We start from the raw sequence: 25,282 nt of genomic DNA, 5'->3' as shown, positions 1-25,282 counted from the left end.
ATAAACGTTCACCATAGACTCCTAGCCCAAATATAAGGAATTTACATGTCCCGGCCGCCTACCGACGACGATGGTCGTCGCCGACCTGCACGTACACACGACGAACTCCGACGGGACGCTGCCGCTGGCCGCGGTCCCCGGGGCGGCGCGGGAGGCGGGCGTCCGCGTCGTCGGGATCACTGACCACGACCGGCTCCACCCCGACCTGCGGACGCCGGTGGCGCACGTCGGTGGCGTCACGCTCGTCCACGGCATCGAGCTCCGCGTCGAGAGCGACGCCGGGGCGGTGGACCTCCTCGGCTACGGCGCGCGCCGCACCGACGCGCTCGCGGCGGAGCTGGAGCGCCTCCAGCGCGACCGGATCGAGCGCGCCCGGCGGATGGTGGAACGCGTCGAGGCCGAGACGGGGGTCTCGCTCGACGTGTCGTTCGAACCGGGCGTGGGGCGGCCGCACGTCGCGCGCGCCGTCGCCGAGAGCGACGCGCCGTACGACGTCCAGGGTGCGTTCGATCACCTGATCGGCGACGGCGGGCCGTGTTACGTCCCGCGGGACGTCCCGTCGTTCGAGCGCGGCGCGGCGCTGCTCGACGACGCCTGCGGGCTGGTAAGCCTCGCACACCCGCTGCGGTACGACGACCCCGAGGCGGCGCTCGCGCTGACCGCGGGGCTCGACGGCGTCGAGTATCACTACCCATACGGCCGCGTGGTCGATCTGCGGCCGGTCGAACGGGCCGTCGACGAACACGGCCTCGTGGTCACTGGGGGGAGCGACGCCCACGACCGGACGCTGGGTCGGGCGGGGTTGGACCGCGACGAGTACCGACTGTTTCGCAATCGCGTCCGATTGGGCCGGTAGCGCAGGGTTCAGTATCGTCGGGGACGGAAGGGGGCGTATGCAGTGTCACTACTGCAGCGACGAGGCGGACATCGCCGTCGAGCGCGGCGGCGTGAAGGTCGGACTCTGTCAGACGCACTTCCGCGAGCGCCTCGACGAGCTGCAGGACCAGGGGTGGCTCGACGACCTCAAGAGCGAACTCGAGATGGACCGGTTCGACTGATCGCGCCCGTTTCTCAGGCCCGACCGCCGTCGACGTCGATGGCGTCGACTGGACAGACGTCGACGCAGAGCATGCAGTCGATGCACTGCGCCTCGTCGACGGGCACGGCCTTCACCTCGCTCGCGGGGTGGCCCGGCGTCTCCACCCACTCGAAGACGTCGACCGGGCAGTTCTCGAGACACGGTCCCTCGCCCGTGCAGACGTCGAAGTCGACGGCGACGTGCGTCCCGTGGACACCCAGCGTCTCGGGCGGCTCGACCGGACCCCACGCGTCGTAGTCGGCGTCTACGTCGAGGCCCGTCTCCGCGACGGGGGTTCGCTCGCGGCTCGCGGCGAAGTTCGGATCGATGGACACGGAGGCGCTTCGCCGCTCTCGGTTAAACCGCACGCGATCCGGTCCGCTCCGACTCGATGAGCAGAGCTATCACCCCTCACTCCGACGGAGCGCGCATGAGGAAGGTGCGCATCGACGACGTGGCGGGGTGGATGGGTCCGGCTGACGTGAAGCGACCGCTCGGACGCGAACTGGGGACGGAGGACGTGGCCGTCAACTACTTCGAACTCGCCCCGGGCGAGAGCTTCGCGTTCGGCTACCACCGCCACGCCGACCAGGAGGAGGTGTTCTACGTCCAGCGGGGGACGGTCACGTTCGAGACGGAGGACGGCGAACTGCTCGTCGAGGCGGGCGAGGCCGCCCGCTTCGCGCCCGGCGAGTACCAGCAGGGGTGGAACCGTGGGGACGAGCGCGTCGTCGCGCTGGCGATCGGCGCGCCCGCCGACGCCACCGAGACGGAGATCCTGCGGGAGTGCGCCGACTGCGGCGACCGCACCCCCCAGCGCATCGAACCGACCGACGGCCGCGACGCGCTCGTGACGCTGTGTGCGGGCTGCGGGGCCGAGACGGGCCGGTTCACCTGACCGCGGTACGTCGCCGGGTGCGAAGGACCCATCGAGGCGGAGGCCCGCCGCGTGACGCTCCTCGTCTGAGCCTTCTTGCCCCCGGATCCCGTAGGGGGTGCATGGCCGATCCGCCCCTGCTCGTCTACGACGACGACTGCGGATTCTGTACGTGGTCCGCCCGCTGGGCGGTCCGCCACGCCGACGTCGAGCCCGTCGGGTTCTCCGAGCTATCCGACGACCTGCGGGCGCGCCTGCCCGCGGACTACGGGCGGTGCGCCCACCTCCTCGCCGACGGCCGGATCTACTCCTGCGGCGCGGCCACGGAGCGAACCCTCGAACGGGTTCACCCCGCCCTGCGGGGGTCGTTCGCCGTCCTCCGGCGGGTTCCGGGGTACGCCCACCTCCGCGAACGCCTGTACCGCTGGACAGCCGACCGACGCGCGTGGTGGGGGAAGGTACTGAGCGCAGGGGCGGCCCGCGATTCGGCGTAGTCCTCCTACGCGTAGCGCTCGCGCAAGCCGTCGAGCGCCTCGCGGACGTATCGGGTCATCCACTCCGCGCGGCGGGCGGTCCCCGCCGGTCCGTGCCGATCCTGGAGATGGAGCGACTTCAGGTACGAGACGGTATTGATCATCCGATAGAGGTCCGCACGCCGGGCGAAGCCGTCCGGGAGCGGCCGGACCGATTCGTAGCCGGCGCGGAAGGCGCGGCCGAGCGCCGGCCGGCCCCGCGCCTCGAAGGCCGGCAGCGCCGCACGCCAGTAGTCGTACTCGCCGGGGGCGACCAGCGCGTGCTCGAAGTCGATCGCCGCGACGACCTCGCCGTCCTCGACGCCGACGTGGTCGGGCACCCAGTTGCCGTGACAGAGCACCGGTTCCCCGGCACCCGCGAACGCCTCGGGGTGTTCGTCGACGAACGCGACGACCTCGACCGCGACCGCGCTCCCCTCGTCGCGCCCGCGCGCCGCGAGGAACGCACGGCAGTCGAGGAGGAGCGCCCGGAGGGTGTCGGTCCACGACGGATGACCGTCGAGCGCGAGTCCCTCCCCGGCGGTTCCCCGGGGGAAACCGGTCGCCGCACAGTCGCCCGCGGTCGCCGCGTGGAGTTTCGCCATCCCCGCCCCCGCGGCGCGCGCCCACGCCTCGTCCACGCGCGGTTCCTCCGGCACCCCCTCCAGCCACTCGGCGACGAAGTAGTCCGGCCCGACGGCGAGAATCCGGGGGACGGGTATCGGGGCGTGCCGCGCCACGTGCTCCATAACCCGGGCCTCCGTCGCCGGATCGCCCTCGTCGTTCGTGGCGAGTTTGCAGACCGCGCGACGGCCGTCGAGCGCCACCTCGTAGGTGGCGTGCGGCGGGACGCGGTGCAGTTCGCGGCGGACCTCGAACGCCGTCGCGTGCGATGCGAGCGCGTCGTGTACGTCTCGTGTCATGGGTTCGCCGCGTCACGCGCGGCCGACGGTCGCAGCGCGGGCGGTGCCGCAGCTACGACCGGAAGAAGCGGGTGAACGGGTATCGCCGAGAGACGACCTCGATCGTTCGGCGTTCGACCGCCGTTCGCGCCGCCGGGCGTCCGAACGGGACGGACCGCGACACCTCCAGCGGCGAGGGGGTACTACTCGAAGGCGGGGATCCCCGTCAAATCCTGGCCGAGGATGAGCGTGTGGATGTCGTGGGTCCCCTCGTAGGTGTAGACCGTCTCCAGGTTCGCCATGTGGCGCATCGGCGAGTAGTCCGCCGTGATCCCGTTACCGCCCAGCATCTCGCGGGCGATCCGCGACTGGTCGCGGGCCACCCGCACGTTGTGGCGCTTGGCCATCGAGACGTGCTGCGGGCGGAGGTCCCCGCGCTCCTTCAGGTCGGCCAGCCGGTGGGCCAGCAGTTGCGCGGTCGTGATCTGGGTGGCCATCTCCGCGAGCTTCGCCTGCTGGAGCTGGAACCGCGCGATCGGCCCGCCGAACTGCTCGCGGTCGAGCGCGTACTGGCGAGCGGTCTCGAAGCAGTCGCGCGCCGCGCCGATCGCCCCCCACGCGATGCCGTAGCGCGCCTGGGTCAGACACGACAGCGGCCCCTTCATCCCCTCGACGTTCGGCAGCACGTTCGCCTCCGGGACGCGAACGTCGTTCAGGCCGATCTCGCCGGTGATCGACGCCCTGAGCGAGAGCTTCTCCTCGATCTTGTTCGTGCTGACGCCGTCGCGGTCCGTCTCGACCAGGAACCCTCGAACGGGGGTGTCCTCGGCCGATCGGTCTCTCGCCCAGACGACGGCGACGTCAGCGATCGGCGAGTTGGTGATCCAGGTCTTCGAGCCGTTGAGGACGTACCCCTCGTCCGCGCGCTCCGCGCGCGTCTCCATCGCGGTGGGGTTCGAGCCGTGCTGGGGTTCCGTGAGGCCGAAGCAGCCCACTGCCTCGCCCGCGCCGAGCGCCGGCAGCCACTCCTCCTTCTGCTCCTCCGAACCGAAGGCGTAGATGGGGTACATGACAAGCGCGCCCTGCACGGAGGCCATCGAGCGCAGCCCCGAGTCGCAGGCCTCCAGTTCCTGCATCAGCAGGCCGTAGGCCGTCTCGCTCACCCCGGGGAGGCCGTAGCCCTCGAGGTTCGGCGCGTAGAAGCCCATCTCGCCCAGTTCTGGGATGAGGTCGGTCGGGAAGGTCCCCTCGATCCAGTGCTCGCCGATGTCCGGTCGCACCTGTTCCTCGACGAACTCGCGGGCGGTGTCACGGATCATCCGCTCCTCGGCGCTCAGATCGGCTTCGAGTTCCACGTAATCGAGCATGATACTCCTCCGGGGCGGGGGGGTAAAAACGCTCCTCTCGGTCGGGTCGGCGCTCGTGCCGAGTCGAAACGGCCGTCGTTATACCGCGGGCGGACGGAGCGCGAGTATGGCCCAGCGGACGCAGGTGCGCCGCGGCGTGCGGGCGAGCATCGTCGCCGGCGGACTCCTGACGGTACTCGGCGTACTCACGTGGGCGTCGGGACTGACGGGACTGTTCCCGAGTCTCGGTCCCTCCGCGTACGTCCTGGCCGTCAAGCCGGAGGCCGAGGAGGCCACGCCGCGACGCGTCGTCGGGGGGCACGTGCTGGGCGTCGCGGCGGGCTTCGTCGCCTACCACGCCGTGGCGGAGGGGCTGACGGTCGTCCGCCCCCATCCGGCGTGGTCGCCGGCGTCGCTCGCGCTCGCCGTCAGCGGGACGCTCGCGCTCGCGCTCACCGTCGCCGCGATGGAACTCACCGACCTCAGGCACGCCCCGGCGTGCGCGACGACGCTGATCGTGGCGCTCGGACTCCTCACGAGCGCGATCGAGGCGCTCGTCATCGTGGCGGCGGTCGTCGTGCTCGTCGTCGTCCAGCGGGGGCTGCTCGTCGCCCAGCACCGCTGGCTCGTCTCGGCGCTCAGGCGGCTCGGGATCGTCAGGTGATCGACTCGGCGGAGGGTTCGGCGGAGCGCACCCGCCGGACGTGCTCGGTGAAGTTCTCGAACAGCCGCTTCGTCTCGCAGGCGCGGGCGTAGTTCTCCTCGGTGATCCCCCCGAGCACCCGCTCGATGCGCTCCTCGCCGAGGAACTCCTTGGAGAGCGTCACCGCGCGGGCGGTCTCGCGGTCGTACTCGGGGTGGAACTGCACACCGAAGGCGTCCCCGACCCGGAAACCGTGGAGCCCGTAGTCGTTCTCCGCGGTGACCTCGGCACCCTCCGGAAGCGCGGTCACGGTGTCGCCGTGGGTCGTGAAGGCGGTGAACCGCTCGTCGAGCCCTGCGAGCAGCGTCGCCTCGCCGACGCGCCGCACCTCGCGGTAGCCGATCTCGAAGTTCCCCATCGACTCGACGGTGCCGCCGAGCGCGCTCGCGAGCAACTGGTGGCCGAAGCAGACGCCCAGGATCGGCAGTCCGCGCTCGTGGGCTTCGCGAAGCCACCCGCGCACCTCGTCGATCCACGGCGCGTCCCAGTACGTCGACGCGCCCGAGCCCGTGACGACGACGCCGTCGAAGCCCTCGACGCCGACCGGGGGCGGGAGCCGGCCGTCGCTGACGGTGAACTCCGCCAGGTCGGCGTCCAGTTCCCGCCGAAAGTTCCTGCTCGTGTCCTCTCGCGTGCCGTTCAGCGATGCGTTCAGTAACGCGATCCGCAACCGTGCCATCATGGCTACCTTCGCGAGTCGCCCGTTTGTGGGTTGCGTTTGTCGACATCTCTGCCGGCGACGGCGTTCGCCGTCGCTACCGGGGCGAGCGTCGAAGAAAAGCGAAGGCGGTCGTTCGGCGGTTACCCGTCGAGGTCGATCTCGAGCGTGGCGTTCTCGCCGGCGTCGAGCGTGACCGTCTGGCTGTCGACGAGTTCCTGTTCGTCCGCGCGGTCGCGGACGAACTCCTGGGTCCCGTCGGGCAGTTCGTAGCCCGCGAGCGAGAGCGTCACGCCGTCACAGTCCTGACCGGCCGAGACGTCCACGCTGAGGACGCCGGTCTCGGGGTCGTAGTCGTACTCGCCGTAGGAAACCGAGCACTCGCCGTGCTCGGCCGTCCGGTGTTCACCGTGGGCCGTCCGGAACGTGCGAGTGAACTCGCCGTCCTCGGTCATCGAGGCGGCCGTGATGAGCCGACCCTGCGCGCCGTAGAAGGCGTCCTCCGAGTCGCCCAGGTTCTGGATGGGCTCGCCGTAGGCGAGGTCCACCTGGTAGGCGTTCTCGTGACCATCGTGGCCATCGCCGCCGTCGCCACCGTCACAGGCGACGAGTTTGACGTCGATCGTCGCGACGACCTCGCCCCGGTGCTCGACCGTGACGACGCCGGAGTCCTCGTCGAACGAGGTCGTGAGAACTGCGACGACCTCGCCGTTCTCGCTGACCTCGATCGTACCGTCGTCGAGGGTCCCGCTGACGTTGAGGGTGAAGCCGTCGACGGTGTACTGGCCGGGCACGAACAGCTGCTCGGCGCTCTCCTTCGTCTCCTGACAGATTGTCACCTCCTCCTTGATCGGGAGGTCGACGGGGAGATCGCCGTCGGCCGGCATCTCGCCGTCGCCGCTGTCCGTTTCGTTGCCGTCGGTCCCGTTGCCGTCGGTCCCGTTGCCGTCGTCCGCCCCGCACGGCGTGTCGGCCGCGGGGAGCATACCGACGACCTCCTCGGTCTCGAGCGCCGCGACGACCGTGGTGGATCCGTCGGTGTTCAGGTCGACGGTGAACGTGGCGCTACCGCCGGCAGGGACGGTGACGACGCCCGTCTCGTCCGTCTCGAGTACCGTGAAGGCGACCTCCGTGTCCTGCGATCGCTCGCTGTCGATGCGGTAGGTGGCGGTTCCGTCGCCCTGGTCGGAGCAGACGGCCGTGAGTTCGAGGCCCGCTGCCGTCTCCTGGGTGGATGCGTTCCCCGCGCCCGACGACGCGAACGTGACGCCCGCGACGGCGAGGGAAGACGTGACCACCAGGAGGGCGGCGAGCACCGCTAACAGTCCCCGCTTCATGGTACCTTCGTGCGATACAGCTGCGCTGTTCTCTGCGCCTCACCTTTCGGCAAGATTTTTCTCAATGCCATACAGTGCTGCAATCATTATCGAGGATGTTAGTTATAGATCATATTCAGAACGTCAGAGACCTGATACCGTCTCGGGGGAGGGAACACGAAAACCGGACGACAGGATGGGGTTATCCGGCGACTATCACTGTAAAGACCAGGCGAACGTAACGATTATCCGAGAATAATGACGGCGAGGAGCTCACGGATCTATCGGGGTCGCTCGAGCGATTCGAGAAAGCCAACGACGGCGTCGTTCGCCGGTCTGGACGCCTCGACGAACGCGAGGTGGCGGCCGGGGAGCGTCTCGAATCGGCCCCGGGGGAGCGCCTCCGCGAGCGTGAGCCCCGCCGCGGGGGGGACGACCGGGTCGTCCGCGCCGTGCAACACGAGCGCCGGAATCGTCACCTCGTACGGCGCGTCGCACTCGAAGGCCCGCATCGCCGCCGCCTGCGCCGCCCGCGCATCGGGACCGGCGTCGTCGGTCTCGCGCCACGACCGTATCCCCTCGACGACCTCGCGCTGGCGCTCGACGAAGTCGGGCGAGAGACACGGCGACAGCGACTCCGGGCCCCGCCCTCCCATCGCGTCGAGCGCCTCGGCGTCGACCGACCCGCCGTCGAGGGCCGTCCCGAGGAGGACGAGCGAGCCGGCGCGACCGTACCGCCGGGCGTAGTCGAGCGCGACCATCGCCCCGAGGCCGGCCCCGACGAGGTGGGCGCGGCGCGCGCCGTGCTCGCGGAGGACGGCGTCGAGGTCGTCGGCCAGCGTCTCGACGGCGTACGGCCCCGGCGGGGCGTCGGACCGACCCGTCCCCCGCGGATCGAGGACGAGCGCCTCGAACGGCCCCGCGAGCGCGGCGTGCTGCCACCCCCAGAGCCACGCGCCGTACCCGACCTCGTTCAGGAACGCGACGGTCGGACCCGAACCGGCCGCCTCGTAGTAGAGGGCGACGCCGTCGTTCTCGGCGAAGGGCATACCCGTCGTCGGGTCGGGAGGCGGTTAGCTACTCCGACTCGGCCCCGACGCGGCGCTCTGCGGCGTCGCCGTCGTCGAGGTCGAAACGCGGAGATCGAACGGCGGCCAACAGCGCGGTCGATCCTCGGACCTATGCGTTCAGCACGTGCCGGAGGACCTCGGGGGCGTCGTCGAGCGCGTCGTCGAGCGCGTCCACGTCGGGGCCGCCACCCTGCGCGAAGTCGGCGGGCCCGCCGCCGCCGCCGCCGACGCGGTCCGCGAGCTCGCCGACGACCTCGCCCGCGTTGACGGCGACGCCGTCGGGGACCGCCACGACGAACTGCGCGCTCCCGCGGCCGCTCCCGAGTACGGCGATCTTGCCCTCCTCGACGATGGCGTTGGCCGTCGCCCGGAGCTCGTCCATGTCGGCGTCGAGGCGACGGACGACGGCGACGCTCTCGCCGACCTCGACCTCCTCGCCGCCGCCGGCCTCGGCGCGGGCCTCGGCGAGCTCCTCCTTCAGCTCCTCGATCCGCTTGCCGCGGGCCTTCCACTCCTCGAAGAAGCGCGCGGCGGTGTCCGGTACCTCCGTCGGCGAGACGTCGAGCACCGCCGCCGCCTCGTAGAGGGCGTCCTCGGTGCGCTGGGTAGCCTCGATGGCCGCGTCGCCCGCGGCGAAGACGATGCGCTCGACGCCGTCCTGGACGCGCTCCGTCGAGAGGATCTTGATCGCGCCCACGTCGCCGGTCCGCCCGACGTGGGTCCCGCCGCAGGCCTGGACGTCGTCGTCGACGTGGATCAGCCGGATGTTCGTCCCCGGCGGGATGCCGCCCTGGTAGAGGTCGAAGCCGTACTTCTCCTCGGCCTCGTGGCGGTCGGGCCACTCCTGGAGGACCGGCGTGTTGTCGGTCACGATGGAGTTCGCCACGAGTTCGATGCGCCGCACCTGCCCGCGGGAGATGCGCTCGTAGTGCTGGACGTCGATGCGCGAGCTGTCGACGCCCTTCTGCGCGCCCGCCTGCCGGATGTGCTCGCCGAGCACCTGCCGGGCGGCGTGGACGACGATGTGGGTCGCGGTGTGGTGGGCCATCAGCCGACGGCGGCGCGGCGCGTCGATCCGCCCGCGGACGAACTCGCCCTTGCCGAGCGGCTCGTCCGTGCGGTGGAGGATGACCCCCTCCTTGCGCGTCACGTCCTCGACCTCGACCGTCCGGTCGTCCGTCGAGAGCGTCCCGTAGTCGGCCGGCTGGCCCCCGCCCTCGGGATAGAACATCGTCTGATCGAGGACGACGTCGTAGGCCTCGCCCCCCTCGCGCTCGATGACGTCGATGACGACCGCCTCGAACTCGGTGCGGTCCTGATCGTCGTAGTAGAGGCGGTCGGTCTCCGGCAGGCCGGCGATGCGCTCGTCCACCTCCGTCCGCGCTGCCGCGCCCGCGCCCGCGTCCTCGCTACCGTGGCGCGCGGCCACCTGCGCGTGGAAGTCGTCCGGGATCTCGACCCTCGCGCCGCGCTCGGCGGCGATCTCCTCGACCATGTCCGGCTGGATGCCGTGGGAGTCGTACAGCTCGATGACCTCGGAGAGCGGGATCGGCTCGTCGCGGTCGGCGTACGCGTCGGCCAGCTGCCGCACCCGGCGGCCGCCGCGGTCGAGCGTCTCGCGGTACTTCCCCACCTCGGTGCGCACCATGTCGCGGATGGTGTCGCGGTTGCGGTAGCCCAGCCGCTCGGCCTGCATGTCGACCAGTTCGTCGAGCGGCGCGTCGACGCCCACCTCGTCGACGAGGCGCTTCGTCCGGCGCAGGACCATCCGCACGAGGTAGCCCGAGCCGACGCTGGAGGGGACGATGCCGTCGCCGAGCATGTACGCGAGCGTCCGGCAGTGGTCCGCGACGGCGTAGATCGTCTCCAGGGGCTCCATCAGCGCCTCGAGTTCGTCGGGATCGACGCCGAGCTGCGCCGCGATGTCGGCGCGCGCGGTCTCCATGTCCTCGGCCTCGTCGATGTCGAGGTTGCCCGCCAGCTTGGCGGCGTCGTGGACGATGCGCTCCTCGTCGTCGGTCAGCTCGATCCCGGCGTTGCGCTTGAGGAACGCGATCATGTCGGGGTAGACCGCCTCGTACACCGTCGGCGTCCCCTGGCTGACCCACGTCCAGCGCTCCAGGCCGTAACCGGTGTCGACGATGTACGTGTCCATCTTCGAGTACCGGTTGCCGTCCTTCATCAGGTACTCGCCGTCGGGGTCCTGCTCCATCGACATGAAGACGAGCGTCGCCAGTTCGACGCCGCGGTAGATGACCTCGATGGCGGGACCGGCGTTGCCGCCGCCGACCCACGGGTCCTCGATGTAGGTGATCTCCTCGACGTTCGCGCCCAGCGAGTCGAAGAACTGATCGCAGTAGCGCACCGTCTGGTCCTTCCAGTAGACCTCGCCGTGGTAGGCGTAGCCCTCGGCGTGTTCTCGCGGGCTCTGCCCGCTCGAATCGTCCGCGGAGTCCTCGGAAACGCCTCGCGTTTCCGGGCTCCGAGAAATCGAAGATTTCTCGGGACTTCGCTCCGCGCTATCCTCCCGTGTGTTGAACGCGTGGTGGGCCATCATCTCGAAGGCCATCGTGTGCCGGCCAGTCTTGCCGACGTTGTCGATGTCCTGCATGCGGATGCACGGCTGGCTGATGCACAGCGGGTTCGCCGGCGGCGGGGCCCGCCCCGAGGTCACCAGCGGCTGGAAGTCGTAGATCGACGCCTGCGTGAGTAGCACGTCGTCGCGCCAGCGGCTCGCCGCGACGGGGTAGGGGTCGATGCGCTCGTGGCCGTGCTCCTCGAAGAACGAGAGGAACGCCTCGCGCATCTCCTCCAGCGTGTACTCCTCGTCGAAGCCCGGCGCGTCGATGAAGGCGTACTCCGCGCAGGGGGGTTCGCCGCAGTTCTCGCGGTCGGGGTCGCGACTCCAGAAGTGCGCCCCGCAGGAGGGGCACTCCCGTCGGGTGAATCCCTCCTCCTCGAAGTACGCAAGTCGGTACTCCTCGTCGAGTTCGCTCATTGCCTTCACCTTGGCCAACGTGCGCCTAAAACCCTTCCGAACGAACGGGTGGAACGGCGAACGGGACGCGCTAAGTATCCGTCAGTGGCTACCGAATGTAGAACCGGAGAGCAGGATCCGTCCATCTTATTTGGAGAGCGAGAACCGTAACAGCCAACAGCACCTCGAAAGCCCTCACGTCCTACGCACCCGGGAGACACGCCGCGCTCCTCACTCGGTCGCGTCGCCCCCTCGTTGCGGTGCTTGCGGCCCCCGGGTGCGTAGGACGTTCGCCCTTTCAGTCCACCAGGAGACGCGCTCTGCGCCATCCCGCACCGCCCGCCTGCCCTCCCCCGGGTCGGGCGACGGGACGCCCTCCCGGCCGCACGGCTGGGCGCGCTTCCATGCGCGCCCGACGGAGTCGGGTAGGGATCCTGGTGGACTGAAAGGGCGAACGCTCTCGTTGGCTCCCGGACGAAGCAAGCACTGGAGCCGAACGGAGTGAGGCGAAGTCGTTCGAGAGAGCTTCGCTCTCTCGTGATGTGACCGGACATCGGAGATGTCCGGTTGGCTTGCCGAGCGAAGCTCGGCAATGACGAAAGGCGCGAAGCGCCTTTCGAACCACGCACAGCGAGGCCCGGAGTCACGAGAGCGTGAGGGCTTTCGAGGTGTCTACGGGACGCGAGCGGCTCTCATCAAAACGGAGAAATGTAGCCTCACTCCTCTCCCTCTAGCGCCAACGAGGCCAGCAGCGCCTCCAACTGCACCTGCTCGTTCGCGCCCACCGTGATGCGGTAGTCGGCCTCGCCGATGCGGTCCATCAGGCGCACGGCCTCGCGGTCCGACAGGCCGAACTCCCACACCGAGCGGTGGAGCTGGTCGATGACGTCGCCCCCGGCGATTCCCTCCTCGGTGAGCAGGGTGTCGAGCTTCGAGCGGGCGGCGATGAAGTCGCCGTCGAGGGCCGTTCGGACCATCTCCTCGATCACCTCCGGGCGGGCGGTGGAGGTGATGGCGAAGACGGCCTCCTCGTCGACCGTCCCGCCGAGCACGCTCGCCGCCTGCAGCCCGTTGATGGCCTTGCGCATGTCGCCCGCGGCGGCGTAGACGAGCGCGTCGAGGCCGTCCTCGGTCACGTCGATGCCCTCGTTCTCGGCGATGGCCCGGAGCTGCCCCGCGATCGCCTCGTCGGACAGCGGCGCGAAGCGGAAGACCGCACAGCGCGACTGGATCGGGTCGATGATCCGGCTGGAGTAGTTACACGAGAGGACGAAGCGCGTGTTGTTGGAGAACTGCTCCATCGTGCGGCGGAGCGCGGACTGGGCGTCGCTCGTGAGCGCGTCCGCCTCGTCGAGGAAGATGATGCGGTAGTCGTGCCCGCCGAACGACGAGCGCGCGAAGTTCTTGATGCGGTCGCGCACCACGTCGATGCCGCGCTCGTCGGAAGCGTTCAGTTCGAGGAAGTTCTCCCGCCAGTCGTCGCCGTAGATCTCCTTGGCGATGGCCGTGGCTGAGGTCGTCTTTCCTACACCAGCAGGGCCAGCGAAAAGAAGGTGCGGCAGGTCGTCCTTCGCGATGTAGCTCTGCAGTCGGCTGACGATCTCCTCCTGGCCGAAGACCTCGTCGAGCGACTGCGGCCGATACTTCTCGATCCAGACCTCGCGCCCGCGCTCCTGCGGTTCGGCCTCGCTCATACCGACACCAGTCACCCTCCTCACTTAACTACCGCGAGAGCGTCGCGACCGACGGCGAGTCGCCGCGGTTCGCCGCGGTTCGTCGGGATTGGACGGGACACTGCCGTGGCGCGGCCCGAGACCGAGCGCCGGGGAGCCTCGACAGGCTGAAAGCCCACTCTCCCCTCCCTCGGATATGCGCGTGACCGTCGAGGTCGTCGGGGAGGGGACGCACGCCGTCGAACTGGACGAGCCCGCCGAATCCACCTACGGCGACCTCCTGCGCGAGGTCGGACTGAACCGCCACGAGGCGTCAGTGCTGGTCGACGGCCGGCCCGTACCCGAGGACGCCCCCGTCGAGGCCGAGTCGGTGCGGGTGCTGCGGCTCATCAAGGGCGGGTGAGCGACGTGACCGACGCCGAGGTGCGGACGGCGCGGCCCGACGATCACCTCGACGTACGGCGCGTGCTCGACGCGGCGCTCCTGGAGGTCGGCGACGTGGCGGCGGCGATCGACCGCGGCGAGGTGCTGGTCGCCGTCGAGACGGGGCGCGAGGACCGGGCGGACGAGACAGAGCGGGTGCTCGGCGCGCTCGTGCTCGACAGCGACCGCGTCGAGGCGGTGGCCGTCCGGCGGCGACGGCGCGGGCGGGGGATCGGGACGGCGCTGGTCGAGGCGGCGAGCGAGCGCCGCGGGCGGCTGACCGCCGACTTCCGAGAGGCGGTGCGACCGTTCTACGAGGCGCTCGGATTCGCCGTCGAGGAGCGCGACGGCCGGCTGTGGGGTGTCCGCGGCGAGGACGAGGCGTAGGCTCGGCCGAAGGGGTGAGAGGCGAACAGGCGGCACGGCCGCTCCACGAGGTGCTGTGCCGCGCAACCGCAGGGCGACCCCGTGGCGGGAGTCAGCGCACGGGGACGCTGGTCCCGCTCTCGGATATAAAGGTACGCGTTGAGTGGGGAAAGGAGAGCGGAGTCACGCTCAGATCCGCGGTTCGACGAGGTCGCGTCCGGCCGCGAGTAGCTCCTCGACGCGCTCGCTGCTGGTGGCCTCCGCGTAGACGCGGAGCTTCGGCTCCGTGCCGCTGGGGCGGACGAGCACCCACGTTCCGTCCTCGAGGAAGATCTTGAACCCGTCCTTCGCGCCCACGTCGGCGACGGCGACGCCCGCCACCGCCGCCGGGAGGTCGCCGTCGAGCGAGCCGAGGACGGCCGCCTTCCGCTCGTTCGGGCAGTCGAGGCTCGTGCGACCCTGGTGGATCTCGCCGTACTCGGCCTCGATGGCGTCCGCGCGCTCGTCGATCGGGCGCGCCGCGTGCGCGGCGGCGAGCACGAGCGCCAGGAGCACGCCGTCCTTGTTGCGGAGGTGTTCGGTGATGCCGAAGCCGCCCGACTCCTCGCCGCCGACGAGCGCGCCGTGCTCGCCCATCGCCTCGGCCACCCACTTGAATCCGACGGGCACCTCGACGGCCTCCTCGCCGTGGGCGGCCGCGAGTCTGTCGACGACGAACGTCGTCGAGACGGTGCGGACGGCGGGCCCCTCGCCCGATTCCAGCAGGTAGTCGTAGAGCACCGCGTAGAGCATGTTCGGGTCGAGGTAGCCCCGCTCGGGCGTGACGACGGCCAGGCGGTCCGCGTCGCCGTCGTTGGCGAATCCGAGGTCGGCGCCGCCCTCGGTGACGCGCTCGACGAGCGACTGGAGCCGTTCGGCCGTCGGCTCCGGGGGCGTGCCGCCGAACTCCGGATCGCGCTCCGTCCGGAGGGACTCGACGGTCGCGCCCGCCGCCTCGAGCAGGTCGTTCGTGACGCCGCGGCCGCTGCCGTGCATCGCGTCGTAGGCGATCCGGATCCCAGAGACGTCCGGGTTGTCGGCGAACGCGAGCGCGTGCTGACAGTAGGCGGTCGTGAACGTGTCTTCGCGAACGGTGCCGCGCTCGTCCTCGGGGAGCGCCGTCGGTTCCGCGAGCCGCGCCTCGAGGTCGTCGGTCACGTCCGGGAGCGCCGGCGCGCCGGCGCTGGGGAGGAACTTCACGCCGTTGTACTCCGGCGGGTTGTGACTCGCCGTGACCACGAGGCCGCCGGCGAGCCCCCGGTCACGGACGGTCCACGCGAGCACCGGCGTCGGGCAGTCCCGCTCGCTCACGAGGACGTCGAAGCCGTTGTCAGAGAGGACCTCGGCGAGAGCGTCGGCGAACCCGCGGGAGGTGTCGCGGGCGTCGTAACCGACGGCGACGGTCCCCTCGCGCCCCTCGGCGCGCAGGTGGTCGGCGACCGCCTGGCCGACCATCCGGACGCGGGGTTCGGTGAACGTCTCGAGCGTCGCCCGCCAGCCGTCGGTGCCGAACGAGATGTGCTCCATACGACAGCCGCGACGGCGGAGAGTAAAAAACCAACAGGCCCGCGGGATCACGGGACGAGGAGCGACCGTAGGGAGCGACGACTCGACGGTGCGAAGCGGACCTCCGTCACTCGACGAGGCGCTCCTTCCCGGTTCGGGTGAGCTGTTTGATCGCGTACTCGCGGGACATCGCCGCGGACCTGCTCGCGTACGTCTCGACGTGGACGACCTCGAGTGGCCCCCGACCGCGGGTGTACTTCGCACCTCGCCCCGCCCGGTGGTCGCGCAGGCGGCGCTCGACGTCGGTCGTGTAACCGGTGTAGAGCGTCCCGTCGCCGCACCGCAGCACGTAGACGTAGTGGGACTCGATCATCCGGCCGAAGTGAGCTTCGCGTGGTGGTTAACCACGATCCGCTGGTCCATCGCCATCACGGCTCACGGGCACGTTCTCTGGAGGCTTCCGCGATACCGGCGTTCGCCGAACAACTGGGGCACGCAAGGATCCGGCCGTACTCGTCGGCGAACACCCGCGCGAAGCGCTCGGAAACGTGCGCCTTACAGTGGTCGCACTTTGCCATTGCTCTGCCGACGGACGTGTCGGCGGGAACCACTACTCGGGCGGTGATTATATACTCTCGTCATTATCTCATACAGGAATAAAACGAAAACTACCGGGAGTTTTCGGTCCGAGCGGCGTCGATCGCCCGGGCGACGAGCGTCGCCTGCACGCCCGCGGCGAACCCCGCGTCGATGTTCACCACCGCGATCGGGGCGCAGGACTGGAGCATCCCCGCGAGCGCCGCCTCGCCCTCCCCGCCGTAGCCGTACCCCGTCGACACGGGGACGCCGATGAGGGGGACGTCGACCAGCCCGGCGAGCACCGTCGGAAGCGCCCCCTCGCGGCCGGCGGCGACGACGAGTACGTCCTGCGCGCGCAGCGTCTCCAGCTGGTCGACCAACCGCGCGAGTCCCGCCACGCCGACGTCGTCGATCCGCGTCACACGCACGCCGGACTCGCGGAGGACGACCGCGGCCTCGCCCGCCGGAACCGCGTCGGAGGTGCCGGCGGTGACGACGCCCACCCGCGCGTCGAGCGTCGGCGGGTCGTAGCGCGGCCCGTGCACCACGACGGTGCCGGCCCTGTCGTCGACGACGACGGTCGACTCGGGGGCAGTCGCGTCGATCCGTTCGCGGACGGCGGCGACGACCGCCGCCTCGGCCCGCGTGACGAGCGCGTGATCGGTCGTCTCGACGGCGAGCGCGACGAGTTCCGCCACCTCCTCGGGCGTCTTCCCGGCGGCGAGGATGCCCTCCGGGACGCCGACGCGATCCCAGCGGGCGGCGTCGAACCGCCCGGCGTCGCCGGTCACGTAGCCGGCGAGTTCCGCCTCGGCCGCGTCGACGGAGAGCTCCCCCGCCGCGACGGCCTCCAGTAGTTCGCGCATACGGCCGCCTCCGCGCCCGAGCCTCACGTATCCATCGAATCGGCAATCTTTACCTGATGTCACCCTACCGATTGACTTTCTCTCATCAATCTATCGGCCTGAAAATCCCGCTAACCCCGTCGAGAGGGACCGATATTGATAAAGTTTATAAAGTATGTCCGAGAACGGGGCTCTTGCATGGCAGACCTAATCGTCAAAGCGGCCGTCAAGGACGCTCTGCAGGACATGAACGTCGCATCGGACTTCTACGACGCGCTCGATCAGGAAGTCCAGGAACTGCTCGACGACGCCGCGCGTCGCGCCGAGGAGAACGACCGCAAGACCGTCCAGCCCCGCGACCTGTAGGGCGGACGTCTTCGCGTTCCTCTTTGTTTTCGCCCGCCAGTGGCGACGCCGGGGACTCGACCGCGCTCGGCTCAGAACCGCTCGATCGACACGCCCGTCCCGGTCCCGACGTGGACCTCGTCCGCGAGTTCGACGAACAGCCCGTGTTCGACCACGCCCGGCACCGCCGAGAGCGTCGCGGCGAGGTCGGCGGGCGCGTCGATCCGCCCGAACGCGCAGTCGAGCACGAGGTTGCCGTACTCGGTCACGACGGGGCCGTCCTTGCGCTCCGCGTCGCGGAGCGTCGGGTCGCCCCCGAGATCGCGGACCCGCGCCTCGACCGCCGGGACGGCGTCGGGGAGTACCTCTACCGGGACGGGGTGATCGAGCGCGTCGACGCGCTTCGTCCCGTCGGCGACGACGACGAGACGATCGGCGCTCGCGTCGACCACCTTCTCGCGCGCGTGGGCGGCCCCACCGCCCTTCACGAGGGACCCCCCGGCGAACTGGTCGGCCCCGTCGATGGCGATATCCGGCGTCGCGTCCGCGAGGGCGACGATCGGGATGCCGACCTCGCGGGCGAGCGCGCCCGACTGGTAGGACGTGGGGACGCCCCGAACGTCGAGGCCCTCGGCGACGGCCTCGCCGAGCGCGCGGATGGCGTGGGCGGTCGTGCTCCCGGTGCCGAGGCCGACGACCGCGCCGTCCTCGACGAGCCCCGCGGCGGACTCCCCGGCCCGCCGCTTCGCCTCGTCGCTCCCGTCCGTTGACTTCATGGGTGGGGGTTCAGCGAGGGAGGACAAAAGCGCGTTCCTCCGGGCGCGCGCTGACCGGCGGTCGGATCGGGTCTGACTGGTCGGATCAGGTCGGTCGGACCGAGGCGCTCGGGTCAGGCCGGTCGTGGCGGTCGGTATCGGACCGGATCGGTCGGGCCGGGGACCGCCGCGGTCGCAGTAGCTATTATCCAGGTCGCTCTCTCCCGAGATATGTTCGGCACCAGCGGTATCCGAGGACCGGTCGGTGACGTCGTGACCGCAGAACTCGCGCTCGCCGTGGGGCGCGCGGTGGGCGTCGACGCGGAGCGCGTCGTCGTCGGGCGCGACCCCCGGGAGAGCGGCCTCGTGCTCGTCGACGCCCTCGCGGCCGGCCTGCGCGAGGTGGGGACGGACGTGATCGACCTCGGCGGCGCGGCGACGCCGACGGTCGCCCGGGGGGTCGAGTGGTACGACGCCGACGCGGGCGTCGCGGTCACCGCGAGCCACAACCCCGCGGAGGACAACGGACTGAAGCTCTGGCAGCCGAGCGGGCAGGCGTTCGACGAGGGGATGCGCGCGACCGTCGAGGAGCGCGTCCGCGGCGACGAGTTCGACCTCCGGCCGTGGAACGGACTGGGGACGCGAACCGCCGCGGCCGACGCGGACGCGCGCCACGTCGAGGCGCTCTCCGACGCGGTCTCGATCGAGACGCCGCTGTCGGTCGTCGTCGACCTCGGCAACGGCGCGGGCGGCGTCACGATCGACGCACTGCTCGAACAGGGCTGCACCGTCGAGACGTTCAACGCCCAGCCGGACGGGCGCTTCCCCGGTCGGCCGAGCGAACCCAACGAGGAGACGCTGTCGTCGCTGTGCGCGCTCGTGGGCGCGAGCGACGCCGACCTCGGCGTCGCCCACGACGGCGACGCCGACCGCATGGTCGCGGTGGACGAGACGGGGGCGTTCGTCCCGAAGGACGCACTGCTCGCGCTGCTCGCCGTCGAGAGCGCCGCGTCGGGCGAGCGCGTCGCCTTCCCCGTCGACACCAGCCTGGCGGTCGAGGACTACCTCGCCGAGCACGGCGTGGGCGCGGAGCGCACGCCCGTCGGCGACATCTACGTCGCCGAGGCGCTCGGCGGCGACGTGACCTTCGGCGGCGAACCCAGCGGCGCGTGGATCTGGCCGGAACAGACGCTCTGCCCGGACGGTCCGCTCGCCGCCCTCCGCCTCGCGGAACTGGCCGCGGAGCGCCCCCTGAGCGAGCGCGTCGCCGACGTCCCCAGCTACCCGATCCGCCGGGCGAGCGTGGAGGTCGCGGACAAGCGCGCGACGATGGACGACGTCCGCGAGCGGGTGACGGCCCGCTACGACGACGTGACGACGCTCGACGGCGTGCGCGTCGACCTCGGGGACGCCTGGTTCCTCCTCCGGGCCAGCGGGACCCAACCGCTGGTGCGCATCACGGCCGAAGCCCGGGACGAGGAACGGACGGAGGAGGTATTCGAGGAGGCGAGGGAACTGCTGTAGCGCGACGCTCAGGCGCGACGGGTGGACCGGGCCTCGCGGACGCCCGCCCCCTCGCGGATCTTGTCCTCACAATTGGGACAGACTCGCGGGTTCTCGACGCCGTCGGGGGTGAAGACTCGCGCGTACGCAGTCGTCACGAAGGAACCGCAGTTCTGGCATTCCGGCATGCGTACAGGTACGTACGCATCCACTATAACGATGGGTGTCTCCGCAACGCGAGCGCCGCCGGAGACCCACGGAGACGAGGTCGAGAGCGCTTTCGTCGGCGTACGTGACATATATGTTATAACCATTCCCTGTCCGCTACGTGAAGCTCACAGACGGTGATACGCGCGTCCAGCGGGGTCGAGCGGGGGACGGAGCACTGATGTGTCCGCCTCGGAAAGGTGGCGTATGGACGTAGTCGTGTTCGGTGCGGGGAGCCTCGGTAGCCTCGTCGGGGGGTTGCTCGCTCTCGAACACCGCGTGACGCTGGTCGGACGGGATCCGCACGTCCGCCGGGTCCGCGAGGCCGGTCTCCGGATGGAGGGGGCCGTCGAGGGGATCGTCCGGCCGGCGGCCGACACGGCCCCGCCCCCGCGGGCCGACCTCGCCGTCGTGACGGTGAAGGCGTTCGACACCGACGACGCCGGCCGCAAGCTGGCCGCGTGCGACCTCGACGCCGCGCTCTCGCTGCAGAACGGCCTCGGCAACGAGGAGACGCTCGCCGAGCACCTCGACGCGCCCGTCCTCGCCGGGGCGTGCACCTACGGCGCGCGCCTCCTCGAACCCGGCCGGGTCGAGTGCACCGGGGTCGGCGAGATCGCGCTCGGTCCGCGCGAGGGCGGGCGCTCCGCGCTCGCCGATCGGGTCGGGACGGCGTTCGAACGGGCGGGGCTCGTCACGGTCGTCGCCGACGACATGCCGCGACGTCAGTGGGAGAAGCTCGCGGTGAACGCCGGCATCAACGCCCCGACCGCGCTCGCCCGGGTACCGAACGGCGCGCTGCCGGACGGCCCCGCCCGGGAGACGATGCGCGCCGCCGCCCGCGAGGTCGCCCGGGCGGCCCGCCGACGGGGCGTCGATCTCCCGGACGAGACGGCCCTCGCGAGCGTCGAGCGCGTCGCGGGCGACACCGCGCGAAACACCTCCTCGATGCGCCGGGACGTAGAGCGCGGGCGGCGCACCGAGGTCGATCGCATCAACGGCGTCGTCGCCGGCGACGACGCCCCCGTGAACGCGACGCTCGCGGCGCTCGTGCGGGCGTGGGAGCGGGAGCGCGGACTGCGGTAGCAGCGAGAGCGCTATCGGTGTAAATCATTCCGATGAATCACGTTACTGAGCGTGTCATAGAATTGTACTCACCGGAAATAGATCAAGAGACGACCACGCTGAAATATCAACCGCTCGCAGTGTATTGTACCGGGAGCGACCGAAGGGAGCGAGCGGGCCAAGGAACCCCCGAGCGAGGGGGTTTCGCCGTGCTTTTGGTCGAGCTTTTACAGGGGTGCGCCCGGCGCACCCCGTAGTAAAAGGTCGTTTAGAACGGGGCCTGTGGCCCCTCGTCGTCGTCGCTGTCGAGGCCGCCCCCGCGCGACTCGCCGGGGAACGACGGGGACGTGCCGCCCATGCCGCCTCCGCCGCCCATGCCGGTGTCGGCGTGGACCTCGGTGATCTCGGGGATCTCCTTCGTCATGCGGGTCTTGATCGCCTGGATCGTCATCGGCGAGATGCCACAGCCGCTGCAGGCCCCGCCCAGCTGGAGGGAGACGGACCCCGACTCCACGTCGAGATTCGTGATGGCCGCGCTCCCGCCGTGCATCTGGATCTGCGGGAAGTTGCGTCGGAGGAAGTTCGTTACCTCCTCGCGCAGGTCGTCCTCGGTCTTGGCGGATTCCGTGCTCATACCTTTCCGTATCGGGTCTATCGCCTTAGGGCTTTGGACCGCGCCGGCCGCTATCGCTCCTGGAGCCCGAACACCCGCCGGAGCTGCGCACGGAGCTCCTCAACGTAGCGGTCGAGGACGGCGTCGAGGCGGTCGGGCTCGACGACGACCCCGTGCAGGCGGTCGTGGGGGTTCGGCGGCAGTTCGATGCGGAACTCGCCGTCCCGATAGAACGGCTCGGACTCGTTCAGGATCTGCTGGTCGATCGCGTGGACGAGCGTCGAGTCGTACTCCTCGTTCATCACGTCGAACGCCCGCCTGTACGCATCCTGGAGCTCCGTCATGTAGTGGACGTACTTGTCCTCGAACCGCTCCGGGTCGAACTCGGCCATGGCGGGTGGTCGGCCGGAGAGGGATAAAAACCGGGCGGTCGGCCGCCGTGTACCGTATGTCGCTATATCGAATTGGGTCGGGTAGCTGCCCCGTTTTCGGCGTTCGGTGAACGACGGTTCGCAAACCTTAGTTCGCTATCAGAAGCGGCATATGGTCGCTCAGTTCGATCCAGTTGTTGTACTCACCGATTGAGACTCTCGGACTCGGGTTCAGCAATTGTTCGGGGACGAACGCATAGTCGATATGGTAGCTCCGATTTTCCTTCTTGTGCATATGGAACGTTGAATCCATCTCCATGCCGAATTCATTACCTTGCGCCTCGTGGTACGCGCTCTGGAGTCCGGCCTCATTCAACGTCTCTCGTACGTCGGTAAAGTCGCCGCAGAGTGGGCTATTCGGGGATTCATCCCACTTTACATTCCAATTGAAGTCGCCGACGACGGTCGTGTTCTCGTCAACCAGTTCTGGGTGGTTTATGAGGACTGTGTAGACTTGGCCAATGTAACGTTGACGCGGGTTCTCCCGGTCGTTCATCGCCCACACGGCCAGAACGTCTAGAAAATCGGTTTCGATATGGAGGAAGTAGTCGGCCTCAGCGACCTCGGTAGTGTCGGTGATAGAAATGTTATTTCTAGTGAACACCGCGAGACCTTGGTGTGGATTGTCGCCCGTCCAGCGCCAGTCCGTGAACGCCGACCAGTCGCCCTTCTTTGCTGGATTCTCGCACTCCGGCACGACTGCGATGTCCGGTTTGAGTTCGAGGAGTCGGTGTTGCTTCTTTCGGAATGCCTGATTGCAGTTCCACGTGACCAATCGCATGTCTAATGAGATGTTTTGCGCGTTATCGTTTCTTTGTATTGGTATTTTCTATCGCATTCAACTCAAGAAACGGGAGCTCATATCAGGAGTTAGACGTTGGCGGGATGGTCGTAGTGGTGTTGTTGCATAATTTCTGGAATTCAGGACTAGTAGGACAGGTACGGTCGGAGCGCGCTCCTCAATCCGTCGCGACGCCCGCGACCAGCCCGCCCACGGCGTCGAGTTCGTCCCGGTTCACCCCGTGGCCCATTCCGGGATAGATGCGCTCCGTCACGTCCCCGTTCAGGTTCTCGAGGACGCGCGTCGTCTCCGTCACCCGTTCGAGGGGGATGTGCGGGTCGTCGTCGCTGCAACCGAGGAAGACGGGCGTGCCGTCGAGCGACCCGTCGTAGTCCCTCGGCGTGCCCCCCGAGCCGATGAGACCGCCGCTCAGGACCGCGAGCCCGCCGTACCGCCGGGCGTTCCGGGCGACGAACTCCGAGGCGAGACAGGCCCCCTGTGAGAAGCCGACGAGGACGACCCGCTCGGGAGGGACGCCGGCGTCAGCGGCCGTCTCGACTCCCTCGCCGACCGCTCGCAGTCCGGAGGACAGACCGGGCTCGTTCCGCTCCATCGGCGCGAGGAAGGAGTAGGGATACCAGCTGTTGCCCGCCGCCTGCGGCGCGAGGTAGGCGACGCCGCGCGCGTGGAACTCCGCCGCCATCTCCAGGATGCTCTCGGCCGTGGCTCCGCGGCCGTGGACGAGCACGACTGCGGCGTCCGCGGCGTCGAGCGGCGTGCCCGCGCTAGCGAGCGGCTGGCCCTGGTGCGGGCCGGACGCGTCGCTCACGCCGTCTCACCCCGGGTCGAGATCGGCGGCAGCTGTTTCTCGATCGTCTCCCGGTCCGCCTCCAGCCACGGCGGAAGCTTCAGGTCGGAACCCAGTTCCGCCGCGTCCTCGTCCCGGGTGAACCCCGGCGCGTCGGTGGCGATCTCGAAGAGGACGCCGCCGGGTTCGCGGAAGTAGATCGAGCGGAAGTACTGGCGATCCTTCACCGGCGTGACGGACAGGCCGGCGTTCGTCAGCCGCTCGCGCCACTCCCGCTGGGTCTCGTCGGTCGCCGTGCGGAAGGCGACGTGGTGGACGGTGCCGACGCCCTGGCGGCCTCGCGGCCCCTCCCGCGCGAGCAGGTCGACGACGCTCGCCCGGTCGCCGGGGGCGCGGTACCGCACGCGATCGCCGTCCGACGCCTCGCGCTCGTAGCCCATCGTCTCGAGGACGGCGGCGGTCGACTCGGGATCGGCCGAGTGGAGCGTCACGCCGTGGAAGCCGCGAATCGCGTACTCGGCCAGGACGGGACCCTCGGCCCACGGTTCGACGGACGACTCCCCGGCGACCAGTTCGAGCGGCTGGCCGTCGTGATCCCGCAGCGGGATCACCGTCTCGTCGAACCGCTGCTCGGGATCGTCCCGATCGACGTCGAGGTCGTCGAGGCGGTCGAGCCAGTAGTCGATCGCGTCGGGCGGGACGACGAACGCGGTCGCGCTCGCCTGGCCCACGCCCACGGTGCCGCGCGTCGCCCCGACGAACGGGAAGAACGTCAGGATCGTCCCGGGCGTCCCCGTCTCGTCGCCGTAATAGAGGTGGTAGGTGAACTTGTCGTCGAAGTTGACCGTCCGCTTCACGAGGCGCAGGCCGAGGACCTCGGTGTAGAAGTCCACGTTCTCCCGCGGGTCGCTCGCGATGGACGTCACGTGATGGATTCCGGGAATGGTGTCGGTCATGGTGTCGGTAGTGTCAGCGATGGTGTGTCGACGGGGGCGGTTCCCCAGTGTAGTGTAACTACGTTACCTGATACGCATCCGAACCGCTATATGCGTTCGCGGACGTAGCCGTCACCAGGTGACATCCGTGCCATCAGCGACGGACGACCGGTACAGCGAGGAGGCGTGCTTCGTGATCGACTCGCTCGAGCAGATCGGCTCGCAGTGGCGGCTCATCGTCCTCCACGACCTCCAGGACGGCGAGAAGCGGTTCAACGAACTGAAGCGCTCGACGGGCGCGAGTTCGCGGACGCTCTCGCGCGTGCTCGACGACCTCCGGGAGACGGGATTCGTCCACCGCCGGGTCGAGGAGGACGCGCCGATCGCGACCTACTACAGCCTCACCGAGAAGGGACGGTCGCTCTGTCCCGTCTTCGACGAGATCGAGGCGTGGGCCGAGCGGTGGCTCGGCGAGTCGGTCGTCGAACCGGACGCGTAGCTCCCGACGAGCGAGCGTCTCGGGCGGAGAAACGGCGAATCGAGGGTTCGAAGGGGGCGCTACGTCGTCTCCGTGGAGTCCCCCTCGGACTCCGCCGTCGGATCGTTGCCGACCCAGAACAGGAACGCGCCGAGCGCCGCGAGGACCGCGACGATGAGCGTCAGGCCCGGGTCGAGGATCGAGTCGGCGACGTTCGTCACATCGAGGACGTACAGCGCACCCATGATGATCGCCCCCGCAACCGAGAACCACCCGAGCGTACCGAAGTCGTTCGTTGCCATGGGCGTGGATTGGCCCTTGACGCGGGTAAGCATCGTCCTCGAATATGCAAGTACGGACACCCATAACCGATCGTTCCGATACTTTGTCCAGCGATTGTCGGTCTCGGAATCTCGTTATTCAGAAATTCACCACGTGTTTCGGCGATATCGTCGGAGCGGATCCACCGAGCGACGCACGCCGTAACCCGG

At 69.6% G+C, this 25,282-nt stretch carries 31 protein-coding genes; 11 read left to right on the top strand and 20 right to left on the bottom strand.

What is annotated here, in order from left to right:
• Positions 1–70 precede the first annotated feature (70 nt).
• Positions 71–856, top strand: a complete 786-nt coding sequence (locus tag P1K31_RS13575; protein WP_276303863.1) for a PHP domain-containing protein — start codon at positions 71–73, stop codon at positions 854–856.
• Positions 857–893: 37 nt separating this feature from the next.
• Positions 894–1,058, top strand: coding sequence for a DUF6757 family protein (locus P1K31_RS13570; RefSeq protein ID WP_276303862.1), 165 nt, complete (start codon positions 894–896; stop codon positions 1,056–1,058).
• A gap of 13 nt (positions 1,059–1,071) precedes the next feature.
• Here the strand turns inward: P1K31_RS13570 and P1K31_RS13565 are convergent, their stop codons facing one another.
• A complete protein-coding gene (locus P1K31_RS13565) occupies positions 1,072–1,413 on the bottom strand; it encodes a 4Fe-4S dicluster domain-containing protein (protein ID WP_276303861.1) in 342 nt (113 codons plus the stop codon).
• Positions 1,414–1,508: 95 nt separating this feature from the next.
• Here P1K31_RS13565 and P1K31_RS13560 point away from each other — a divergent pair, with 95 nt between their 5' ends.
• Both P1K31_RS13560 and P1K31_RS13555 read left to right on the top strand, forming a co-directional pair.
• Positions 1,509–1,976 (top strand): cupin domain-containing protein, encoded by a 468-nt coding sequence (locus P1K31_RS13560; RefSeq protein ID WP_276303860.1) that lies wholly within the window; start codon positions 1,509–1,511, stop codon positions 1,974–1,976.
• A 101-nt stretch (positions 1,977–2,077) separates the two neighbouring features.
• The gene (locus P1K31_RS13555; protein ID WP_276303859.1) at positions 2,078–2,449 is read left to right on the top strand and encodes a thiol-disulfide oxidoreductase DCC family protein; all 372 of its coding nucleotides are present in this window, start codon (positions 2,078–2,080) and stop codon (positions 2,447–2,449) included.
• A 5-nt stretch (positions 2,450–2,454) separates the two neighbouring features.
• Here P1K31_RS13555 and P1K31_RS13550 read toward each other — a convergent pair whose 3' ends face one another.
• Both P1K31_RS13550 and P1K31_RS13545 read right to left on the bottom strand, forming a co-directional pair.
• Positions 2,455–3,390: a phosphotransferase enzyme family protein gene (locus tag P1K31_RS13550; RefSeq protein ID WP_276303858.1), complete on the bottom strand. Its 936-nt coding sequence runs from the start codon at positions 3,388–3,390 to the stop codon at positions 2,455–2,457.
• A 182-nt stretch (positions 3,391–3,572) separates the two neighbouring features.
• On the bottom strand, positions 3,573–4,736 hold the full coding sequence (locus P1K31_RS13545) for an acyl-CoA dehydrogenase family protein (RefSeq protein WP_276303857.1): 1,164 nt from the start codon (positions 4,734–4,736) through the stop codon (positions 3,573–3,575).
• Positions 4,737–4,842: 106 nt separating this feature from the next.
• Between P1K31_RS13545 and P1K31_RS13540 the strand changes: the two genes are divergently transcribed.
• Complete coding sequence (locus P1K31_RS13540) at positions 4,843–5,379, top strand: HPP family protein (RefSeq protein WP_276303856.1); 537 nt, start codon at positions 4,843–4,845, stop codon at positions 5,377–5,379.
• Here the strand turns inward: P1K31_RS13540 and P1K31_RS13535 are convergent.
• The 5 genes from P1K31_RS13535 to P1K31_RS13515 all read right to left on the bottom strand — a co-directional run bounded on the left by P1K31_RS13535 (position 5,372) and on the right by P1K31_RS13515 (position 13,133).
• Positions 5,372–6,097 (bottom strand): type 1 glutamine amidotransferase, encoded by a 726-nt coding sequence (locus tag P1K31_RS13535; RefSeq protein WP_276303855.1) that lies wholly within the window; start codon positions 6,095–6,097, stop codon positions 5,372–5,374. The two genes, P1K31_RS13540 and P1K31_RS13535, sit on opposite strands and share 8 nt — an antisense overlap.
• A 122-nt stretch (positions 6,098–6,219) precedes the next feature.
• Positions 6,220–7,413, bottom strand: coding sequence for a hypothetical protein (locus P1K31_RS13530; protein WP_276303854.1), 1,194 nt, complete (start codon positions 7,411–7,413; stop codon positions 6,220–6,222).
• A 260-nt stretch (positions 7,414–7,673) separates the two neighbouring features.
• Positions 7,674–8,441, bottom strand: a complete 768-nt coding sequence (locus tag P1K31_RS13525) for an alpha/beta fold hydrolase (protein WP_276303853.1) — start codon at positions 8,439–8,441, stop codon at positions 7,674–7,676.
• A gap of 130 nt (positions 8,442–8,571) precedes the next feature.
• Positions 8,572–11,460, bottom strand: a complete 2,889-nt coding sequence (alaS, locus tag P1K31_RS13520; protein ID WP_276303852.1) for an alanine--tRNA ligase — start codon at positions 11,458–11,460, stop codon at positions 8,572–8,574.
• Positions 11,461–12,155: 695 nt separating this feature from the next.
• Positions 12,156–13,133, bottom strand: coding sequence for a replication factor C small subunit (locus P1K31_RS13515; RefSeq protein WP_276303851.1), 978 nt, complete (start codon positions 13,131–13,133; stop codon positions 12,156–12,158).
• A 175-nt stretch (positions 13,134–13,308) separates the two neighbouring features.
• Between P1K31_RS13515 and samp2 the strand changes: the two genes are divergently transcribed.
• Together samp2 and P1K31_RS13505 are read left to right on the top strand one after the other, a co-directional pair.
• Positions 13,309–13,515 carry a ubiquitin-like small modifier protein SAMP2 gene (gene samp2, locus P1K31_RS13510; RefSeq protein WP_276303850.1) on the top strand — a complete coding sequence of 69 codons (207 nt, stop codon included), beginning with the start codon at positions 13,309–13,311 and terminating at the stop codon, positions 13,513–13,515.
• A complete protein-coding gene (locus P1K31_RS13505) occupies positions 13,512–13,922 on the top strand; it encodes a GNAT family N-acetyltransferase (RefSeq protein WP_368410812.1) in 411 nt (136 codons plus the stop codon). Before samp2 ends, P1K31_RS13505 begins: the two co-directional genes overlap by 4 nt.
• Before the next feature lie 168 nt (positions 13,923–14,090).
• Here P1K31_RS13505 and P1K31_RS13500 read toward each other — a convergent pair whose 3' ends face one another.
• The 4 genes from P1K31_RS13500 to larB form a co-directional block, all read right to left on the bottom strand.
• Complete coding sequence (locus P1K31_RS13500) at positions 14,091–15,467, bottom strand: phosphohexomutase domain-containing protein (protein WP_276303849.1); 1,377 nt, start codon at positions 15,465–15,467, stop codon at positions 14,091–14,093.
• Between the two features lie 106 nt (positions 15,468–15,573).
• Positions 15,574–15,819: a GIY-YIG nuclease family protein gene (locus P1K31_RS13495; RefSeq protein WP_276303848.1), complete on the bottom strand. Its 246-nt coding sequence runs from the start codon at positions 15,817–15,819 to the stop codon at positions 15,574–15,576.
• Positions 15,820–15,874: 55 nt separating this feature from the next.
• On the bottom strand, positions 15,875–16,024 hold the full coding sequence (locus P1K31_RS22085; RefSeq protein WP_438268316.1) for a DUF7563 family protein: 150 nt from the start codon (positions 16,022–16,024) through the stop codon (positions 15,875–15,877).
• A gap of 90 nt (positions 16,025–16,114) precedes the next feature.
• Entirely contained in the window at positions 16,115–16,891 is a 777-nt protein-coding gene (gene larB, locus P1K31_RS13490) for a nickel pincer cofactor biosynthesis protein LarB (protein WP_276303847.1), read from the bottom strand.
• Positions 16,892–17,068: 177 nt separating this feature from the next.
• Between larB and P1K31_RS13485 the strand changes: the two genes are divergently transcribed.
• Entirely contained in the window at positions 17,069–17,236 is a 168-nt protein-coding gene (locus P1K31_RS13485; protein WP_276303846.1) for a DUF1931 domain-containing protein, read from the top strand.
• A 71-nt stretch (positions 17,237–17,307) separates the two neighbouring features.
• On the opposite strand, the gene rpiA is transcribed toward P1K31_RS13485, so the two are convergent.
• Positions 17,308–17,991, bottom strand: coding sequence for a ribose-5-phosphate isomerase RpiA (rpiA, locus tag P1K31_RS13480; RefSeq protein WP_276303845.1), 684 nt, complete (start codon positions 17,989–17,991; stop codon positions 17,308–17,310).
• Between the two features lie 210 nt (positions 17,992–18,201).
• Here rpiA and glmM point away from each other — a divergent pair, with 210 nt between their 5' ends.
• Positions 18,202–19,494: a phosphoglucosamine mutase gene (glmM, locus tag P1K31_RS13475; protein WP_276303844.1), complete on the top strand. Its 1,293-nt coding sequence runs from the start codon at positions 18,202–18,204 to the stop codon at positions 19,492–19,494.
• 8 nt (positions 19,495–19,502) lie between these two features.
• Here the strand turns inward: glmM and P1K31_RS13470 are convergent, their stop codons facing one another.
• A complete protein-coding gene (locus P1K31_RS13470) occupies positions 19,503–19,661 on the bottom strand; it encodes a DUF7563 family protein (protein WP_254545546.1) in 159 nt (52 codons plus the stop codon).
• A 226-nt stretch (positions 19,662–19,887) separates the two neighbouring features.
• Between P1K31_RS13470 and P1K31_RS13465 the strand changes: the two genes are divergently transcribed.
• Entirely contained in the window at positions 19,888–20,766 is an 879-nt protein-coding gene (locus P1K31_RS13465) for a ketopantoate reductase family protein (protein ID WP_276303843.1), read from the top strand.
• A 247-nt stretch (positions 20,767–21,013) separates the two neighbouring features.
• Here P1K31_RS13465 and P1K31_RS13460 read toward each other — a convergent pair whose 3' ends face one another.
• The 5 genes from P1K31_RS13460 to P1K31_RS13440 form a co-directional block, all read right to left on the bottom strand.
• The gene (locus tag P1K31_RS13460) at positions 21,014–21,379 is read right to left on the bottom strand and encodes a NifU family protein (RefSeq protein ID WP_276303842.1); all 366 of its coding nucleotides are present in this window, start codon (positions 21,377–21,379) and stop codon (positions 21,014–21,016) included.
• Positions 21,380–21,429: 50 nt separating this feature from the next.
• Positions 21,430–21,750 (bottom strand): DUF5783 family protein, encoded by a 321-nt coding sequence (locus P1K31_RS13455; RefSeq protein ID WP_276303841.1) that lies wholly within the window; start codon positions 21,748–21,750, stop codon positions 21,430–21,432.
• A gap of 127 nt (positions 21,751–21,877) precedes the next feature.
• A complete protein-coding gene (locus tag P1K31_RS13450; RefSeq protein WP_276303840.1) occupies positions 21,878–22,570 on the bottom strand; it encodes an exonuclease/endonuclease/phosphatase family protein in 693 nt (230 codons plus the stop codon).
• Between the two features lie 178 nt (positions 22,571–22,748).
• A complete protein-coding gene (locus P1K31_RS13445; protein WP_276303839.1) occupies positions 22,749–23,399 on the bottom strand; it encodes an alpha/beta hydrolase in 651 nt (216 codons plus the stop codon).
• Positions 23,396–24,334 carry a ring-cleaving dioxygenase gene (locus tag P1K31_RS13440; protein WP_276303838.1) on the bottom strand — a complete coding sequence of 313 codons (939 nt, stop codon included), beginning with the start codon at positions 24,332–24,334 and terminating at the stop codon, positions 23,396–23,398. The genes P1K31_RS13445 and P1K31_RS13440 overlap by 4 nt, the downstream gene beginning before the upstream one ends.
• 127 nt (positions 24,335–24,461) lie before the next feature.
• On the opposite strand from P1K31_RS13440, the gene P1K31_RS13435 reads away from it, so the two are divergent.
• Positions 24,462–24,812: a winged helix-turn-helix transcriptional regulator gene (locus P1K31_RS13435; protein WP_276303837.1), complete on the top strand. Its 351-nt coding sequence runs from the start codon at positions 24,462–24,464 to the stop codon at positions 24,810–24,812.
• 59 nt (positions 24,813–24,871) lie between these two features.
• Here P1K31_RS13435 and P1K31_RS13430 read toward each other — a convergent pair whose 3' ends face one another.
• Positions 24,872–25,093, bottom strand: a complete 222-nt coding sequence (locus P1K31_RS13430) for a hypothetical protein (RefSeq protein ID WP_276303836.1) — start codon at positions 25,091–25,093, stop codon at positions 24,872–24,874.
• Positions 25,094–25,282: the final 189 nt, after the last annotated feature.

The organism is Halomarina halobia, assembly GCF_029338575.1.
Taxonomy (GTDB): Archaea; Halobacteriota; Halobacteria; order Halobacteriales; family Haloarculaceae; genus Halomarina; species Halomarina halobia.
This window is presented reverse-complemented; position numbering and strand designations above follow the sequence as displayed.

Bases quoted from the DNA above. Each gene is read 5' to 3' on its own strand.
- P1K31_RS13575 (WP_276303863.1), top strand. From the start codon at position 71: ATGGTCGTCGCCGACCTGCACGTACACACGACGAACTCCGACGGGACG.
- P1K31_RS13570 (WP_276303862.1), top strand. From the start codon at position 894: ATGCAGTGTCACTACTGCAGCGACGAGGCGGACATCGCCGTCGAGCGC.
- P1K31_RS13560 (WP_276303860.1), top strand. From the start codon at position 1,509: ATGAGGAAGGTGCGCATCGACGACGTGGCGGGGTGGATGGGTCCGGCT.
- P1K31_RS13555 (WP_276303859.1), top strand. From the start codon at position 2,078: ATGGCCGATCCGCCCCTGCTCGTCTACGACGACGACTGCGGATTCTGT.
- P1K31_RS13550 (WP_276303858.1), bottom strand. From the start codon at position 3,390: ATGACACGAGACGTACACGACGCGCTCGCATCGCACGCGACGGCGTTC.
- P1K31_RS13545 (WP_276303857.1), bottom strand. From the start codon at position 4,736: ATGCTCGATTACGTGGAACTCGAAGCCGATCTGAGCGCCGAGGAGCGG.
- P1K31_RS13540 (WP_276303856.1), top strand. From the start codon at position 4,843: ATGGCCCAGCGGACGCAGGTGCGCCGCGGCGTGCGGGCGAGCATCGTC.
- P1K31_RS13535 (WP_276303855.1), bottom strand. From the start codon at position 6,097: ATGGCACGGTTGCGGATCGCGTTACTGAACGCATCGCTGAACGGCACG.
- P1K31_RS13530 (WP_276303854.1), bottom strand. From the start codon at position 7,413: ATGAAGCGGGGACTGTTAGCGGTGCTCGCCGCCCTCCTGGTGGTCACG.
- P1K31_RS13525 (WP_276303853.1), bottom strand. From the start codon at position 8,441: ATGCCCTTCGCCGAGAACGACGGCGTCGCCCTCTACTACGAGGCGGCC.
- alaS (WP_276303852.1), bottom strand. From the start codon at position 11,460: ATGAGCGAACTCGACGAGGAGTACCGACTTGCGTACTTCGAGGAGGAG.
- P1K31_RS13515 (WP_276303851.1), bottom strand. From the start codon at position 13,133: ATGAGCGAGGCCGAACCGCAGGAGCGCGGGCGCGAGGTCTGGATCGAG.
- samp2 (WP_276303850.1), top strand. From the start codon at position 13,309: ATGCGCGTGACCGTCGAGGTCGTCGGGGAGGGGACGCACGCCGTCGAA.
- P1K31_RS13500 (WP_276303849.1), bottom strand. From the start codon at position 15,467: ATGGAGCACATCTCGTTCGGCACCGACGGCTGGCGGGCGACGCTCGAG.
- P1K31_RS13495 (WP_276303848.1), bottom strand. From the start codon at position 15,819: ATGATCGAGTCCCACTACGTCTACGTGCTGCGGTGCGGCGACGGGACG.
- P1K31_RS22085 (WP_438268316.1), bottom strand. From the start codon at position 16,024: ATGGCAAAGTGCGACCACTGTAAGGCGCACGTTTCCGAGCGCTTCGCG.
- larB (WP_276303847.1), bottom strand. From the start codon at position 16,891: ATGCGCGAACTACTGGAGGCCGTCGCGGCGGGGGAGCTCTCCGTCGAC.
- P1K31_RS13485 (WP_276303846.1), top strand. From the start codon at position 17,069: ATGGCAGACCTAATCGTCAAAGCGGCCGTCAAGGACGCTCTGCAGGAC.
- rpiA (WP_276303845.1), bottom strand. From the start codon at position 17,991: ATGAAGTCAACGGACGGGAGCGACGAGGCGAAGCGGCGGGCCGGGGAG.
- glmM (WP_276303844.1), top strand. From the start codon at position 18,202: ATGTTCGGCACCAGCGGTATCCGAGGACCGGTCGGTGACGTCGTGACC.
- P1K31_RS13470 (WP_254545546.1), bottom strand. From the start codon at position 19,661: ATGCCGGAATGCCAGAACTGCGGTTCCTTCGTGACGACTGCGTACGCG.
- P1K31_RS13465 (WP_276303843.1), top strand. From the start codon at position 19,888: ATGGACGTAGTCGTGTTCGGTGCGGGGAGCCTCGGTAGCCTCGTCGGG.
- P1K31_RS13460 (WP_276303842.1), bottom strand. From the start codon at position 21,379: ATGAGCACGGAATCCGCCAAGACCGAGGACGACCTGCGCGAGGAGGTA.
- P1K31_RS13455 (WP_276303841.1), bottom strand. From the start codon at position 21,750: ATGGCCGAGTTCGACCCGGAGCGGTTCGAGGACAAGTACGTCCACTAC.
- P1K31_RS13450 (WP_276303840.1), bottom strand. From the start codon at position 22,570: ATGCGATTGGTCACGTGGAACTGCAATCAGGCATTCCGAAAGAAGCAA.
- P1K31_RS13440 (WP_276303838.1), bottom strand. From the start codon at position 24,334: ATGACCGACACCATTCCCGGAATCCATCACGTGACGTCCATCGCGAGC.
- P1K31_RS13430 (WP_276303836.1), bottom strand. From the start codon at position 25,093: ATGGCAACGAACGACTTCGGTACGCTCGGGTGGTTCTCGGTTGCGGGG.